The 15,221-nt window shown below is 41.4% G+C and carries 12 protein-coding genes and 1 pseudogene; all 13 read left to right on the forward strand.

Annotated elements, in window-relative coordinates; genetic code table 11:
* Window positions 1-611: 611 nt before the first annotated feature.
* Entirely contained in the window at window positions 612-4,091 is a 3,480-nt protein-coding gene (locus HT688_RS11855) for a DUF1542 domain-containing protein (protein WP_240148168.1), read from the forward strand.
* 311 nt (window positions 4,092-4,402) lie between these two features.
* Window positions 4,403-4,861, forward strand: a complete 459-nt coding sequence (locus HT688_RS08015; RefSeq protein WP_000186951.1) for a DUF4231 domain-containing protein — start codon at window positions 4,403-4,405, stop codon at window positions 4,859-4,861.
* Between the two features lie 12 nt (window positions 4,862-4,873).
* The gene (locus HT688_RS08020; RefSeq protein WP_000083606.1) at window positions 4,874-5,482 is read left to right on the forward strand and encodes a hypothetical protein; all 609 of its coding nucleotides are present in this window, start codon (window positions 4,874-4,876) and stop codon (window positions 5,480-5,482) included.
* Window positions 5,475-5,885 carry a hypothetical protein gene (locus HT688_RS08025; protein ID WP_000595757.1) on the forward strand — a complete coding sequence of 137 codons (411 nt, stop codon included), beginning with the start codon at window positions 5,475-5,477 and terminating at the stop codon, window positions 5,883-5,885. Before HT688_RS08020 ends, HT688_RS08025 begins: the two co-directional genes overlap by 8 nt.
* A gap of 10 nt (window positions 5,886-5,895) precedes the next feature.
* A complete protein-coding gene (gene ply, locus HT688_RS08030) occupies window positions 5,896-7,311 on the forward strand; it encodes a cholesterol-dependent cytolysin pneumolysin (protein ID WP_166737022.1) in 1,416 nt (471 codons plus the stop codon).
* Between the two features lie 694 nt (window positions 7,312-8,005).
* A complete protein-coding gene (locus HT688_RS08035; RefSeq protein WP_000532877.1) occupies window positions 8,006-8,722 on the forward strand; it encodes a YebC/PmpR family DNA-binding transcriptional regulator in 717 nt (238 codons plus the stop codon).
* A 176-nt stretch (window positions 8,723-8,898) separates the two neighbouring features.
* Entirely contained in the window at window positions 8,899-9,369 is a 471-nt protein-coding gene (locus tag HT688_RS08040) for a MarR family winged helix-turn-helix transcriptional regulator (protein WP_050223005.1), read from the forward strand.
* A gap of 16 nt (window positions 9,370-9,385) precedes the next feature.
* Window positions 9,386-11,113 (forward strand): ABC transporter ATP-binding protein, encoded by a 1,728-nt coding sequence (locus tag HT688_RS08045; RefSeq protein ID WP_226372030.1) that lies wholly within the window; start codon window positions 9,386-9,388, stop codon window positions 11,111-11,113.
* Window positions 11,103-12,860 (forward strand): ABC transporter ATP-binding protein, encoded by a 1,758-nt coding sequence (locus HT688_RS08050; RefSeq protein ID WP_101514396.1) that lies wholly within the window; start codon window positions 11,103-11,105, stop codon window positions 12,858-12,860. The genes HT688_RS08045 and HT688_RS08050 overlap by 11 nt, the downstream gene beginning before the upstream one ends.
* A 98-nt stretch (window positions 12,861-12,958) precedes the next feature.
* On the forward strand, window positions 12,959-13,462 hold the full coding sequence (locus HT688_RS08055) for a phosphatase PAP2 family protein (RefSeq protein ID WP_165778265.1): 504 nt from the start codon (window positions 12,959-12,961) through the stop codon (window positions 13,460-13,462).
* A gap of 113 nt (window positions 13,463-13,575) precedes the next feature.
* The gene (locus HT688_RS08060) at window positions 13,576-14,022 is read left to right on the forward strand and encodes a LytTR family DNA-binding domain-containing protein (protein WP_000776606.1); all 447 of its coding nucleotides are present in this window, start codon (window positions 13,576-13,578) and stop codon (window positions 14,020-14,022) included.
* Window positions 14,023-14,026: 4 nt separating this feature from the next.
* Window positions 14,027-14,701 carry a LiaF transmembrane domain-containing protein gene (locus tag HT688_RS08065; protein ID WP_000725723.1) on the forward strand — a complete coding sequence of 225 codons (675 nt, stop codon included), beginning with the start codon at window positions 14,027-14,029 and terminating at the stop codon, window positions 14,699-14,701.
* Window positions 14,702-14,944: 243 nt separating this feature from the next.
* Window positions 14,945-15,142 (forward strand): annotated as a pseudogene (locus HT688_RS08070) (N-acetylmuramoyl-L-alanine amidase family protein); the annotation flags it as partial.
* Between the last annotated feature and the right edge of the window lie 79 nt (window positions 15,143-15,221).

The following is a 15,221-nucleotide window of genomic DNA, read 5'->3' on the forward strand; positions in this document are numbered from 1 at the left end:
CACGGGTGGTTATGACTTAAGGAATAGGAATGAAAAGTAAGAAGTTAAAATTATACTCAATGAAAATCTCTTCAAACCACATCAGCGTCGCCTTGCAGTCTGTATCTTACTGACCAAGCTATGGTGGACTTAGAATAGGTGATTTGGAGCGTCCTAGCGGCTAGGAAATGCTGATCATAGTCCTTTGCTGAGGATAGGGTGTTTCAATATTCAACACTCAACACTCAACTGTTGACCTAATTGATAGGAAGGGAATTACTATAAAATACTCAGGTTTCCATCATATTTCTTGAAACGATTGTGTAATTAAAATGTAACAATATTGTAACATTGGCACAAAAAGGTGTTGTACATATATAAATGTAGTATAACTGTTTCGCTATTTGTTAAAAAATAGGCTGTATTAAAAGGTTTTATATGTCTGTGCATATATATATATATATATATATATATTGTCGCTTTTTTCTTGCCTTTCCTGACTCTATCTTGTCAGCGAGGAGGTTGACTTGTATGTCAGAAGTGTTACTATATGATTGATATATTATCGACTGTCGGCTTTTTGCGCGCTTTCTAAGCTCGGGGAAGCTCTCAGATGAGGAAAGGATTCACTTATGTTCAAGAAAAAGAATGATGGCAATGGAGAGAAAATTTTCCGTTATTCCATTCGTAAATACCATTTTGGGGCTGCTAGTGTTGCGGTTGCGGCATTGATGTTTTTCGCAAATGGGGTGCAAGCGCAGGCACCTGCAGTATCTTCGGCAACAGCCAGTGATGTAGTTGCTGGATCTGCTGGAAATTCAGATGGGGAACCACAGGAGTCAGATGGGGAAGAGCCAGAGAAGGTCTCTCAGACTGAACCGTCGGCTGAGCTCCAGTCTGCAGGGGAGTCAAACTCTCCAGAGACTAAAATCGAGGACGCTAGTAAGGGGCAGGAAACAGCTGGCCTTGTTCCTACCAAACCAGAGACGAAGCCAGCTGCTCAAGAAACTTCTCAAGGAGGAGCAGTAAAAGAGCAAGACCAGCCCACATCTGCCACTAAAACGACAGAAGCTAAATCACTCCAAGGCAATCTGCAAGCTTTGTTGGAAAAACTAACTCTTAGCTCCATGAAAGCGCTCCACGATGAAGTGGAAGCAGGTCTAGCAGCAGCTAAGGCAGTTTTGGACGATCCAAAAGCGACGCAAGCGCAGGTTGATGAGCAAGTAAGAGCTATGGAAGAACTGACGAGCCGTGTCAATCAAGCCTTGGAGCCATCGCTACCAAAATTGACAGACTTGGGTGAAGCAAGTTCGACAAATAATAAGCTTGTCGAACCAAACGGAACTGCAACTGAGCAAGCAACTGGTGGAAAGCGTCGTAAAAGAGGGGGAACAATCGAGCCTGGAGCAGTTGCGAACCAAGTTAGTCCAACTGATGGAGGAAAGGAAGCAGCACCTGAAGCCAACTCTCAATCTACTCCACGAGAACTCCCAACCTACACTAATACGACAGAAGGTGAAAACGGCGTCTATAGACTAAAAGATGAATTAGAGTCTATTGTCAAACGACTTAAAGAAAATCAAGCGTCGGAAGATAAAATCCAAGCAGCAAAAGCAGCAGCTGATAAGTTCAATGAAGCCTTTTCTAAAGGCGATACCATCAGCCAAGAAGATTTTGCCGCTGCCCTAGTCGACCTGAAAAAATCCCGAGACCTCATCGAAGGAGTGCTGGAAGAAAAATATGGTGAGGAAACTACAGCTGGAGGAGTAACTCCTCAACCACGTGATGGTGGCTACTCTGACTTTCGTAGTTCGAGAGTTACAAGAGCTGCAAGAGCTGGCGAAAACTACTCTGAAGCCTTTAGAACAGCTCAAGAAAGTTATTTTGAGAAATCAGGTGATAGGGGAAATTCTCCTTATGATAAGTATACCTATGTTTTCTATTCAAATAGAAAATATAGAGATAACTCAACGAAGCTGGTATCAGAGGCTGAAAAATATATTAAAGCTACAGTAACATCAACGGAAGATGGATTTCATTGGGATATTGAAATTAATAATCAGCACAGGAGATTACCGGGGAATACACAAGTTTGGTTTACTGTTCCTTCGGGTCAAGAATTTAAACACAATTCGGATGCTTTTAGCATAACAGAAAAAAGTGGAGGAACTACAACTAGATCTCCAAATACTAGTAGTATTTTAGAACTACTTAGAGACTCAAGAGCGCAATTTGGTAGGGTTACTAAAGGGACTACGACGTCTACTGGCGTTAATAATAGATTCACATTGAATCCAATGCCGTCTGGAAGTCTAAACGATTTGGCAAGGAGGGGACCTAGAGGAACCAATCCTTATGAGAGACGAGCTGAAAGCCGAGAAAATCAAAAGGTTTCAGATGGAAAGTTTGACATTATCAATTCAAGTAGAGGAGAGTTATACTATTTTGAATTGCCCAATAGTGACAGAAAATATAGATTGTCATTTAATACCGTGGGAAATAATGATGTTAAAAAACTGGTATATGCTTTTGGATTAAGAGGCAGAGAGGGGGCCGAATTATTTCTTGCAAACCAATGGCATGCCAGAACATATGCCGAGGCAAAAGGTGATGCTAAGGATGAAATAGAGAAAGCGAGACAACGTAAAAATGATAGCCTTGGTAAGAATGGAAGCCTTTCGTCTGTAGAGCGAGATGGTGCTACTGCAATAGTTAATACCTATGCACGTCAAGCTACACGCGATATTGAAAATGCCGACAGCCTTATTAAGGTGGATGATGCCTTGCACAAGCGGTTGGAAAATATTAACGGCGTGAACCCGATAGGGAAAGATTTGCCAAAAGAAGCTATCAAACAAGCCGCAAATACTAAACGAGGTGAGATAGACAAACAAGCAGGCTTAACAGATGAAGAAAAAGCTACAGCTAAGCGAACAGTAACAGAGAAAGAAACAACAGCAATCTCAAACGTAGATACAGCAACAACAAATACAGCGGTAGATACAGCCAAAACTACAGGAGTTACTGAAATTAATAACGTTACAGCCACAGGAACTGCTAACACTCAAGCTAAGCAAGAACTACGCAGAAAAGCTGACGAGAAGAAAAACGCTCTAGCAGGAACTCCTCATATCACAAATGAAGAGAAGGAAGCCGCTAATCGTCAAGTAGAGGCAGCAGTTACAGCAGCGGAAGCTGAGATTGATAAAGCTAAGACACAAACTGATGTAGAGAATGCGAAGACTGCTGGTATTGCTGAAATCAATAAGGTCACAGCCACAGCAAGCGCCAACAATGGTGGCAATACTAACACCGGTGGTAACACCAACAATGGTGGCAACACTAACAATGGTGGCAACACTAACGCTGGTGGCAACACTAACACCGGTGGCAACACTAACAATGGTGGTAACACTAATAACGGTGGCAACACTAATAACGGTGGCAACACCAACACCGGTGGCAACACTAATAACGGTGGCAACACTAACACCAGTGTGACACCACCAATCCGTAACCGGAGAAGTGTAACCTTTGCTGGTGGCACTCAATCGAGTCAAGAGAAACAGGTTGATAAATCCGTCTTAAGAGATTTGATTGGAGACTTGGAAACTCGTTTGAAAGACTTGGATGGTATTGATCAATCTGTCATCGACGCTGTGAAGATCATTCTCGGAGAGGGTCAAGAAGCCCTTAGAAATACTGACTTGACGGAAGCAGACTTGAGAGAGATGACTGCTAAGATCAAAGAAGCACTCGAATCCTTGAAAGGTAAGCAAGCGACTAAGGATAAAGAGGAAATGCAAGAAACAAGCAAAGAGCAAGGTCATCTTCCATATGGTACCATGATTGCTAGCCTGCTCGCCCTTCTTGGTCTCCTTCTCTTCCTCATCGCTCGTCGCAAGAAAGAGTCAGAACTCAAGAAATTGACTAAGGAACTGACTAAGGTTCTGCAAGAAAGCGACCTTACAAATGTAGATGCGAAAGTCCTTGACCAAGCACGAGAAGCTCTCGCTCAAGCAGTTGCCTTCCTAGCCAATGAGAAAGAGTCTGACCACACAGAAGAGGAGTTGATTGAGAAACTCAAAGCTGTTCTTGCTCAGTTAAGATAAGTCAAACTTAGCCGAGTCGGAAACCAGCTAGAATAGTGATTGATAGAATGTTGGAAAAACTCAATTTGAGGTGAACATTCAGAAAATCTTTCTCTGATAAAACGCATAATATCAAGCTTTTTAAGGCAAGGTATTATGCGTTTTTATCATTTTGAAACTTTTTGTTCCATCCTTTTTGTGATATTTTTCCCTTATTTCACAAATATTTCATATTTAGATTTTATAATAAGTTATAGTTCAGTTTTTACTATACTTTGATATTCAAATATGTTATACTATGATTATCAAAGTAAATGAAAGGGGTTACGAACATGACGCCAGAAGAAATGTACCTGACAGATCGATTGGACGTACAGATAGCTCATTTTTTAAAGAAAAGCGTTCAACATCGTAGACGCTATAAGGTATTAAAAATAACAGAAATCGTGGCAGGTTTCCTCATAGCTGTCTTTTGTGCTGTTCCTATGCCAGGTGATCGCTACCGTTTGATTTCGGTTGCCTTATCCAGTTTAGGCTTGCTGTGTGAAGGGATTCTCAATTTGTATAATGCAAAGGAACATTGGATTTCTTACCAAAAGACTGCGCAACTCCTGGAGAGAGAAAAATTCCTCTATCAATGCCAAACAGAGAAATATGCAGGAAAAACCAAGACTTTTGCCCTATTTGTCAAGACATGCGAAGGTCTTATCTCAGAGGAAATCAACCAGTGGGAAAGTATCCAGTCAAAAGAAGTGGCAGCTAGTGCAGATGCTCCAGAGAAAAAAGAGTAGGAGGTGGAGGAAATGTCTCAATCCAGCTACCTATTGCCCTTGCTCTGGTTAAAAAAAGAAGCCGACAAGGAAAAGATGAGCGCAACTCAGTGCCAGATATTTTTCTTTTATTATCAACTGTTTGAACTCTTATTTGCTAGAGAAAGCGACTTGAGAGACTTGTGTCTGGGAAGGCAAGGTTTTTATTTCTCGCAGTTAGAGAAAGATTTGCTTTCTGGAGTTTCCCACTTTTTAAAAAACTTGGAGGGCAAGGGGACTCTCAAGGCTAATCAAGAAGTATCAGCTCGCAAAGCCCTTTTTCTAGCCTTGACAACTAGCCAGTCAGATTGGCAAGCTTTGGCTCCTGTTTTTGATTTTTATCAGACTATCGGGAGACTTGAACATCCTTCTCTCTTGAGTTCTCAGGACAGACAATATCTGATGTGGATTTACCAGTCAGCTTTGGAGAAGGATTATAGTGTCAAGGTTATTGGCGACAAGCATTTTGTATTGAAGAGACAAGATGCTACTAAATTGACAGGGCGCCAAACTCAAACTTTGGAAACACTGAGTCAATCAGAAGACTTGGTCAATCCTGTCTATGTTACATTAGGAGAAAAGGGGGTGCTCTTGCTTGATTAAGAGAGGAGATGTTGTAGCTCTTTATTTGCCTTTTCCGACTATTAGTAGCGATTTGGCTGTGAAGAATCATATGTATATTTGTATTGACAACAGCATGACTAAAAACAAAGAGTTGGTTAAAAATCAGACCTTCAAACCAGCTCTCTTGACCAGACGTTTGGTCAAGAACTTTATGATAGAAGAGCCGGATCTAGCTCGTAATCCTTTTACAAGACCAACCTTGATTGACTTAGATAAGGTATTTATGTTGGATAATACGGTCATTCCGACTTCTTATCTAGCTAGACGGCGACGCAATGTCTCAGAAGAATTGTACGAGGAAATTTTGGATCACTTAGTCCAACCACGGCTGATTTCGCTGAACAAGTCTGAGTTTATGCAACTCAATCCAGGAACTTATTAGGAGGAAGAATATGGCAAATAAAGCAGTAAATGACTTTATACTAGCTATGGATTATGATAAAAAGAAACTCTTGACCCATCAGGGAGAGAGTATTGAAAATCGTTTCATCAAAGAGGGGAATCAACTACCCGATGAGTTTGTTGTTATCGAAAGAAAGAAGCGGAGCCTGTCGACAAACACAAGTGATATTTCCGTGACGGCTACCAACGATAGTCGCCTCTATCCTGGAGCGCTTCTCGTAGTGGATGAGACCTTGTTAGAGAATAATCCCACTCTTCTTGCGGTCGATCGTGCTCCGATGACTTATAGTATTGATTTGCCTGGTTTGGCAAGTAGTGATAGCTTTCTCCAAGTAGAAGATCCCAGCAATTCAAGTGTTCGCGGAGCGGTAAACGATTTGTTGGCCAAGTGGCATCAAGATTATGGTCAGGTCAATAATGTCCCAGCTAGAATGCAGTATGAAAAAATCACGGCTCACAGCATGGAACAACTCAAGGTCAAGTTTGGTTCTGACTTTGAAAAGACAGGGAATTCTCTTGATATTGATTTTAATTCTGTCCATTCGGGCGAAAAGCAGATTCAGATTGTTAATTTTAAGCAGATTTATTATACAGTCAGCGTAGATGCTGTTAAAAATCCAGGAGATGTGTTTCAAGATACTGTAACGGTAGAGGATTTAAGACAGAGAGGAATTTCTGCAGAGCGTCCTTTGGTCTATATTTCGAGTGTTGCTTATGGGCGCCAAGTCTATCTCAAGTTGGAAACCACGAGTAAGAGTGATGAAGTAGAGGCTGCTTTTGAAGCTTTGATAAAAGGAGTCAAGGTAGCTCCTCAGACAGAGTGGAAACAGATTTTGGACAATACAGAAGTGAAGGCGGTTATTTTAGGGGGCGACCCGAGTTCGGGTGCCCGAGTTGTAACAGGCAAGGTGGATATGGTAGAGGACTTGATTCAAGAAGGCAGTCGCTTTACAGCAGATCACCCAGGCTTGCCGATTTCCTATACAACTTCTTTTTTACGGGACAATGTAGTTGCGACCTTTCAAAACAGTACAGACTATGTTGAGACTAAGGTGACAGCTTACAGAAACGGAGATTTACTCTTGGATCATAGTGGTGCCTATGTTGCCCAATATTACATTACTTGGGATGAATTATCCTATGATTATCAAGGTAAAGAAGTTTTGACTCCTAAGGCTTGGGACAGAAATGGCCAGGATTTGACGGCTCATTTTACCACTAGTATTCCTTTAAAAGGAAATGTTCGCAATCTCTCTGTCAAAATTAGAGAGTGTACCGGACTTGCCTGGGAATGGTGGCGTACGGTTTATGAAAAAACTGATTTGCCCCTAGTGCGCAAGCGGACGATTTCTATTTGGGGAACGACTCTTTATCCTCAGGTAGAGGATAAGGTAGAAAATGACTAGGCTCGTGATTTTAAAATGAGTCTATCAAACCGTAGCTGTAAGAAAAAGTAAAAAGGGTAGTGAAACTCCTTGCTATACAGGGAATTAGCTACCTTTTACTTGTTTTAGAAGTGCCGTTGTACTAGTCTAACTTCAGTATCATGTGAAATCAAAAAGAGCATACATTTCTGTTTCAGGAACACATAAATTACACTCTTCGAAAATCTCTTCAAACTACGTCAGCCCTATCTGCAACCTCAAAACAGTGTTTTGAGCAACCTGTGGCTAGTTTTCGAGTTTGCTCTTTGATTTTCATTGAGTAATAGATGTTTGGTTAGAAATTCTTCTATTGATTTCTTAGAATACAATAGCGCCTATAAGAACTGTTGAATTTCAAAGTATTTACTTGAACTATGATATGTCTGGAGTAGACTGTCAATAAAAGGTGCAGTATGATTGTTTTTGTCGATTATATCTACAAACTCTAAACAGTAGTTTGAGCGGACTTTGTCAAACTTGGTAGAAACTTTCTATTTTCAGATAATGGTCTAGTTTGTTTTTTGAATGTTGATAAGGATGGAAAGGCAAGACCATCTTGGCAACAAAAGTGCTATCCTAGTTGGATTTACTGAATAAAATCCATTTCCTCTAGTGAAAATCGAAAAAACTTGTGTTATAATAAGAAAGATTAAAATGTGAAAAAAGGAGATTCCTAATGGGACGTAAATGGGCCAATATCGTAGCCAAGAAAACGGCTAAAGATGGAGCTAACTCTAAAGTATATGCAAAATTTGGTGTAGAAATCTATGTAGCAGCTAAAAAAGGTGATCCAGATCCAGAATCAAACTCAGCTTTGAAATTCGTTATCGACCGTGCTAAACAAGCCCAAGTGCCAAAACACGTTATTGATAAAGCGATTGATAAAGCAAAAGGAAACACAGACGAAACCTTTACAGAAGGACGTTACGAAGGTTTTGGACCAAATGGTTCTATGTTGATCGTGGATACTTTGACTTCAAATGTCAACCGTACAGCGGCTAATGTCCGTGCAGCTTTTGGTAAAAACGGAGGAAACATGGGCGCTTCAGGTTCGGTTTCATACCTCTTTGACAACAAGGGAGTTATCGTATTTGCAGGTGAAGATGCCGATGCAGTCTTTGAGCAATTGCTTGAAGCAGATGTGGATGTGGATGATGTAGAAGCAGAAGAAGGTACAATCACAGTTTACACAGCTCCAACTGACCTTCACAAGGCTATCGTTGCCCTTCGTGAGTCAGGTATCGAAGAATTCCAAGTGACTGAATTGGAAATGATTCCTCAGTCAGAAGTGGAATTGTCAGGCGATGACCTTGAAACCTTTGAAAAACTTTACAGCGTTCTTGAAGACGACGAAGACGTACAAAAAATCTACACAAACGTAGACGGGTTCTAAATTAACCTAGCAAACATGATCCTAAGTGAAAAAATCACTTGGGATTTTTTAAATCAAAAAAATAGTTCTCTAGGAAACTTTTTCTTGACATCTCTTTTCAAAGTGGTAAAATAGTTCTCACGGAAACTTATTTAGTTCCTAGGGGAACTAAATGTGATAGTTAGAAAGGAGTTTGTATGGACAAACCGATGTTAGTCTTTAAGCGTTTTGGTCATCAGATTCACCTCATGGTGCAAAAGGAAGCCAAACGTTGTGGTATTGAATTTATGGGTGGGCCTCAAGGTCAGGTTGTGCGTTTTTTGGATAATCGTGAGAAAAACCAAGACTTGGTCTTGATTAAAGATATCGAGCAGGAACTCAATATTACCAAGTCTGTTGCTAGTAATTTGGTCAAGCGTATGGTGCAAAATGGTTTGGTGGAATTGGAGGCGAGTCCTGTTGATAAGCGGGCAAAATTTGTTTGTTTGACGGACAAAGCACGTTCTCAAATGCAGCAGGTTAAGGCCTTCTTTGAACGCATAGACAAGCAGTTGATGGAAGACATTGATGAAGATGAATTACTGATTTTTGAGAAAGTTCTCGGTCAACTACAGGCAAATATCGAGAGAATAGGAGGAGAGAATGAAGAAATTAGCCAAACGAATTAGTAGGAAATAATGGGGGATGATTTTACTAGCCATTCTCTTTACCTGCCTTTCGGTCTATCTGGAGTTGGAAGTGCCGACTTATATCTCGAAAATTACGGATTTGCTAGGTAGTCAAGGAACTAATTTAGATGAGTTGTGGCAGCCGGCAAGCATGATGGTGGGAATGTCCTTTCTTGCCTTCTTGTCCGTAGTTGCAGTTGGATTTTTTGCATCCAGAGTGGCAGCTTCTTATACTAGTAGGTTGAGAAGTGATATTTTTAACCGAGTTTTAGACTACTCGCAGACAGAGATTAAGAAATTCTCTATTCCTAGTCTTCTAACTCGTACTACCAATGATATTACTCAGGTTCAGATGTTGATTACTATGGGCTTGCAAGTAGTTACGCGTGGTCCGATTATGGCTATCTGGGCTATCGGAAAGATTTTAGGTCATTCAGAATACTGGCTCTGGGCCGTTCTTGTGGCAGTAATTGTCAATGTTTTGATGACGACTGTTTTGATGACGCTAGCCTTTCCAAAACAGTCCTTGATTCAAAGTCTGACAGATAAGCTGAACAGTATCACTCGTGAGAGTTTAACAGGTATTCGTGTCGTTCGCGCCTACAATGCTGAAGAATACCAAAATGAAAAATTTGCAGCAGCAAATGATGAATTGACACGCTTGAATTTGTTTGTCAACCGTCTTATGGCTATTTTGAACCCTATCATGATGGGGATTTCAAGTGGTTTGAGTGTGGCGATTTACTGGATTGGGGCCTATGTGATTAACGACGCTGCTCCGATAGCGCGTCTGCCTCTCTTTAGTGACATGATTGTTTTCATGTCTTATGCTATGCAGGTTGTCATGGGCTTCCTTCTCATGGGAGCACTCTTCATCGTTCTTCCCCGAACTATGGTCTCTGCTAAGCGGATTAATCAAGTTTTAGATTTGCATTCTTCTATCCAAAACCCTGCTCAAGTGCAGCTGGCTGATGAAAACCTCAAAGGTCAGGTCGAATTTAAGGATGTGACCTTCCGCTATGCGGCAAATTCGGAGGCAGTTATCGAGCATGTTAGCTTTAAAGCAGAAACTGGCCAAACAGTGGCCTTTATTGGGTCAACAGGTTCTGGTAAATCAACTCTGGTCAATCTGATTCCACGTTTCTACGACGTGTCAGAAGGAGAAATTCTGGTGGACGGTGTCAATGTTCAAGACTATGACTTAAATGATTTGCGCAACAAGGTTGGCTATATTCCACAAAAAGCTGTGCTATTTTCTGGAGATGTCAAGGGCAATCTAGACTTTGGACAGAGTCAAGAAACACCACTTAGTGAGCAAGCTATGTGGCAGGCTCTGGAATTGGCCCAGTCTAAAAACTTTATCGAAGACAAGGAAGCGGGCTTGGCCTCAGAAGTGGCCCAAGGAGGAACCAACTTCTCAGGCGGCCAAAGACAGCGTCTGGCCATTGCGCGTGCCTTGGCTCGGAGGCCAGAAATCCTCATCTTTGATGACTCCTTCTCAGCTTTGGATTACAAGACAGACCGTGTCCTACGCCAAGAGTTAGCAGAGAAAACCAAGTCTATGACCAAGCTTATCGTCGCACAGCGTATTTCAACGATTATGGATGCTGATTTGATTTTGGTCTTGGATCAAGGAAAAGTCGTGGGACAAGGCACCCACAAGGAACTTCTAGCAAACAACGAAGTTTACCAAGAAATTGCCTATTCACAACTATCGAAGGAGGAATTGGAACATGGAAAATAAGAAAATGTCTCTCTGGAAACAGAGTAAACCCTATCTTGCAGGCCTCCAGTTTGCCCTTCTGATAGCCTTTCTAGCAACAATCGTATCCAATATCATTACTGTATATGGTCCAACCCGCATCAAGGAAATGACTAATATTATTGCCAGTGGTCTGGAAACAAGTGTGGATGTCGCGGCGGTTGCAGCCATTGGTAGTTTTTTGGTCGTCATCTATGTAATTAGGCTTCTATCAAATTATTTGCAGGCCTTTCTGTTTACTACAGTCATTCAACGTTTTTCAGAGCGTTTGAGAAGAGCTATTGCAGAGAAAATCAATAGCCTACCATTGGGATATTTTGATGGACACTCTCAAGGAGATACCTTGTCTCGTGTAACCAATGATGTTGACACTGCAGCCCAGTCCCTCAATCAAAGTCTGGGAACAGTTCTTTCATCTAGTTTATTGGTCGTGGCAGTCTTGGTAACCATGTTTGGGATGAACTGGATTTTAGCCTTGGTGACGGTTGTTTCAACCCTTGTTGGATTTGCATTTGTATCCATCTTTATGGGCAAATCACAGGGCTTCTTTAAGAGTCAGCAACAGGATTTGGCGGCTGTCAATGGCTATGTGGAGGAAATGTACTCTGGCCATAATGTGGTGACCAGTTACAATGCTATCGAGAGCACGAAAGAAGAATTTGCGAAATTAAACCATCGTCTGTATGACAGTATCTGGAAATCTCAGTTTATTTCAGGGATTATGATGCCGATTATGATGTTTATTGGGAACTTTAGCTATGCCTTGGTGATTATCGTTGGTGCGGCCTTGGCTCTGAATGGGCAGATTAGTATCGGGATTATCGTTGCCTTTATGGCCTATGTTCGTATCTTTTCTCAGCCTCTTTCACAAATCGCTCAGGGGATTAGTAGTCTTCAGCAGGCTAGTGCAGCCATGGGACGTGTCTTCGAATTCCTAGCTGAAGAGGAAATGGAAGACGAATCCCATAAAGAAAGGCAATTGAGCGATATGAAAGGTCAAGTAGTCTTTGATCGAGTCTCCTTTGGTTATACACCAGAGCGAACTATTATCCATGACTTTTCTGCGACAGCTCATGCAGGTCAAAAGGTTGCCATTGTCGGACCGACCGGAGCTGGTAAGACAACCATTGTCAATCTTTTGATGAAGTTCTATGAGATTGATAAGGGGAGTATCCGTATCGATGGTGTGGATACCAAGGATATGAAGCGTTCGGAAGTACATGATGCCTTTTCAATGGTCTTGCAGGATACTTGGCTCTTTGAAGGTACTATCCGAGATAATCTCATCTATAACCAAGAGGGGATTAGTGATGAGCGCGTGATTGAAGCCAGCAAGGCTGTAGGGATTCACCACTTTATTATGACCCTACCAGATGGTTACGATACCGTCTTGGATGATACAGTGACCTTGTCTGTCGGACAAAAACAACTCTTGACCATTGCTCGTGCTTTGCTGAAAGATGCGCCACTCTTGATTTTGGATGAGGCGACCTCTTCTGTTGATACACGGACGGAGGAGTTGATTCAGAAAGCCATGGATCATTTGATGGAAGGCAGAACGTCCTTTGTCATCGCCCACCGCTTGTCAACCATCCGTAATGCTGATTTGATTCTTGTTATGAAGGATGGTAATATCATCGAGCAAGGCAATCATGATGAGCTGATGGCGCAAGCTGGTTTCTACGCTGACCTCTACAACAGTCAATTTACAGAAGACGAAGCAGAATAATAAATCGAAAGAAGGCTTGACGGCCTTCTTTTTCTGCACTATACTAGAAGACAAGTGCTTCCCTATAAGCAAAATTTGAATAAGTGATGAGAAAATATATGAAAAATTATCAAGAATGGTATGACCACGTTGCTGGTAAGATTGAAAATAGACCTATCTTTCTGAGATTGTTAAGAACTTTCAATCGGTTCATGACGGTAGTTATGCCTATGATTTATCTAACCTTGTTAGCTACTACCTATCTCCAAGAAGGACTTGGGAAACAGGTCGGAATCTATTTGTTTATTCCTGCATCAGGTTTTGTGATTTTATCCTTTCTTCGTAAGAAAATCAATGCCTCTAGGCCTTATGAGGAATGGGATATTAAACCTTTGCTTGACAGAGATAGCCCTGGTCAGTCTATGCCCAGTCGTCATGTCTTTTCAGCAACCATTATCTCCATGGCTTGCTTACATGCTAGTTTATCTGTAGGGGTTATCTTGTTGGTCTTGTCAGCCCTCCTCGGTCTAGTGAGAGTCTTGGGTGGAGTGCATTTTCCCAAGGATGTAGTGGTTGGCTATATTTGTGCTCTTGTGTGGGGTGTGATTTTCTTTCTATGTTGACCTGTAAGTTAAGGTGGTCCTACAACCACTTACGGGTCTAAAGTAACCACTTGCTTTTTTGCTCTTGTTTTCTTATTTTAGCTTTGATATAGTAGAGTCAGAAAGGAGATGGAATGAAGTTACGAATCGAAATTGACAGCAATTTAGAGGAAACTGAAATTGTCATCAAGGCAGCGGCTTTGACAGATGAGATTGCGGATTTACAGCGGCTCTTGCAAGAGTCCAAGTCTCCTCGGTTGATTTTTTACAAGGGGACGGGCGAATATTATCTGGATTTGTCGGAAATTCTCTTCTTTGAGACGGAAGGTAGCAAGATTTACGCCCATACCCAGAAAGATGCCTACGAGGTTCGGCTTAAACTCTATGAGTTAGAGGCTATCCTTCCTCGCTATTTTAGTCGGGTATCCAAGTCGACTATTGCAAATATCCGTCAGGTTTACTCGGTGGACAAGTCCTTTTCAGGAACGGGCACCATTTCCTTTTATCAGACCCACAAGGAGGTTCATGTGTCACGGCATTACCAATCCCTCCTAAAAGAAAATCTAAGAAACATGAGGTAAGAACATGAAAAAGAAAGCATTTGGTATTGTGTTGCTAGTATTGGCAGCTTTAATATTAGTACAAGGAAATTTTGGAATCCCTTCTCTAGGAGGGCACATTTGGCCCTTGATTGGTATTACTTTTTTTGCCTACCAATCAGTTGGAGCTTTGTTGCGTCGCCACTTAACTTCAGCCTCTTTTACAGTTCTAGTAGCCTTAATGATTGCTAATCATTTTTATGACATCTTACCTATTCCAAATCAGTCATTGTTCTGGGCTAGTATTTTGATTGTAATGGGTGTCAGCGTACTCACTCATTCTAACAGAACTTGGAATGGGAAAAAATGGTGGTATGATGGTGAAAAAAACATTCTTGTAGATAAGGAAGTTGCTTTTGGGACTGGGACTTTCTACAAGCAAAACCAAGAATTGGTAGAAGACCAAGTAGAAGTTGGTTTTGGCAATGCCAAGATATATTATGACAATGCAGAGATTTTAGGAGATACCGCAACCCTGAAGGTGGAAGTTGGTTTTGGCAATGCAGTTATCTATGTTCCCCAACATTGGAGAGTTGATTTGAAGGTGGAAACTTTCTGTGGTGTAGCCAAGGCAGATGCCCCTCTAGCCCCAACCAGCAAAACCTTGATTATCCGTGGGGATGTGGCTTTTGGAAAGTTGGAGGTTGTCTACGTTAAATAAAAAAATCTTCACTTAAACCATCCAAAATAGACGTACTAAGAGTAGGAAATTGATGCCTTGCTCTGATTTCAGTTCTATGGTTGTTAGACTTTAAAAAATGAAATGTTGCCTTTAAAAGTTGTATATTTTTCGATGTTTTGACTCTTACGTTTGATGTATCTATGTCCTACAGCGTGGATGATGTAGTATCAAATGCTTTTAAAAAATGAATGATATTGGACAGTTTTTTTGGCCTCTAATTGCTCAGGAGCCATGAAAGCAAGCACTTGGGTTTATGACAAGGGAGAATGGTATTATGTAAGTTCTTCTGGTGCCATGCTAGCGAATGATTGGGTCAAAGATAATGGCAAGTGGTATTATCTGGCTTCATCAGGTAAGATGCTTCGCAATACCTACACACCTGATGGTTATTACGTTGGCAAATCAGGTGCCTGGCAATAAGAATAATACTCTTCGAAAATCTCTTCAAACCACGTCAGCTTCATCCACAACCTCAAAAAGCTGTTTTGAGCTGACTTCG

The organism is Streptococcus sp. 1559 (genome assembly GCF_013276735.1).
In the GTDB taxonomy this organism is placed as follows: Bacteria; Bacillota; Bacilli; order Lactobacillales; family Streptococcaceae; genus Streptococcus; species Streptococcus pseudopneumoniae.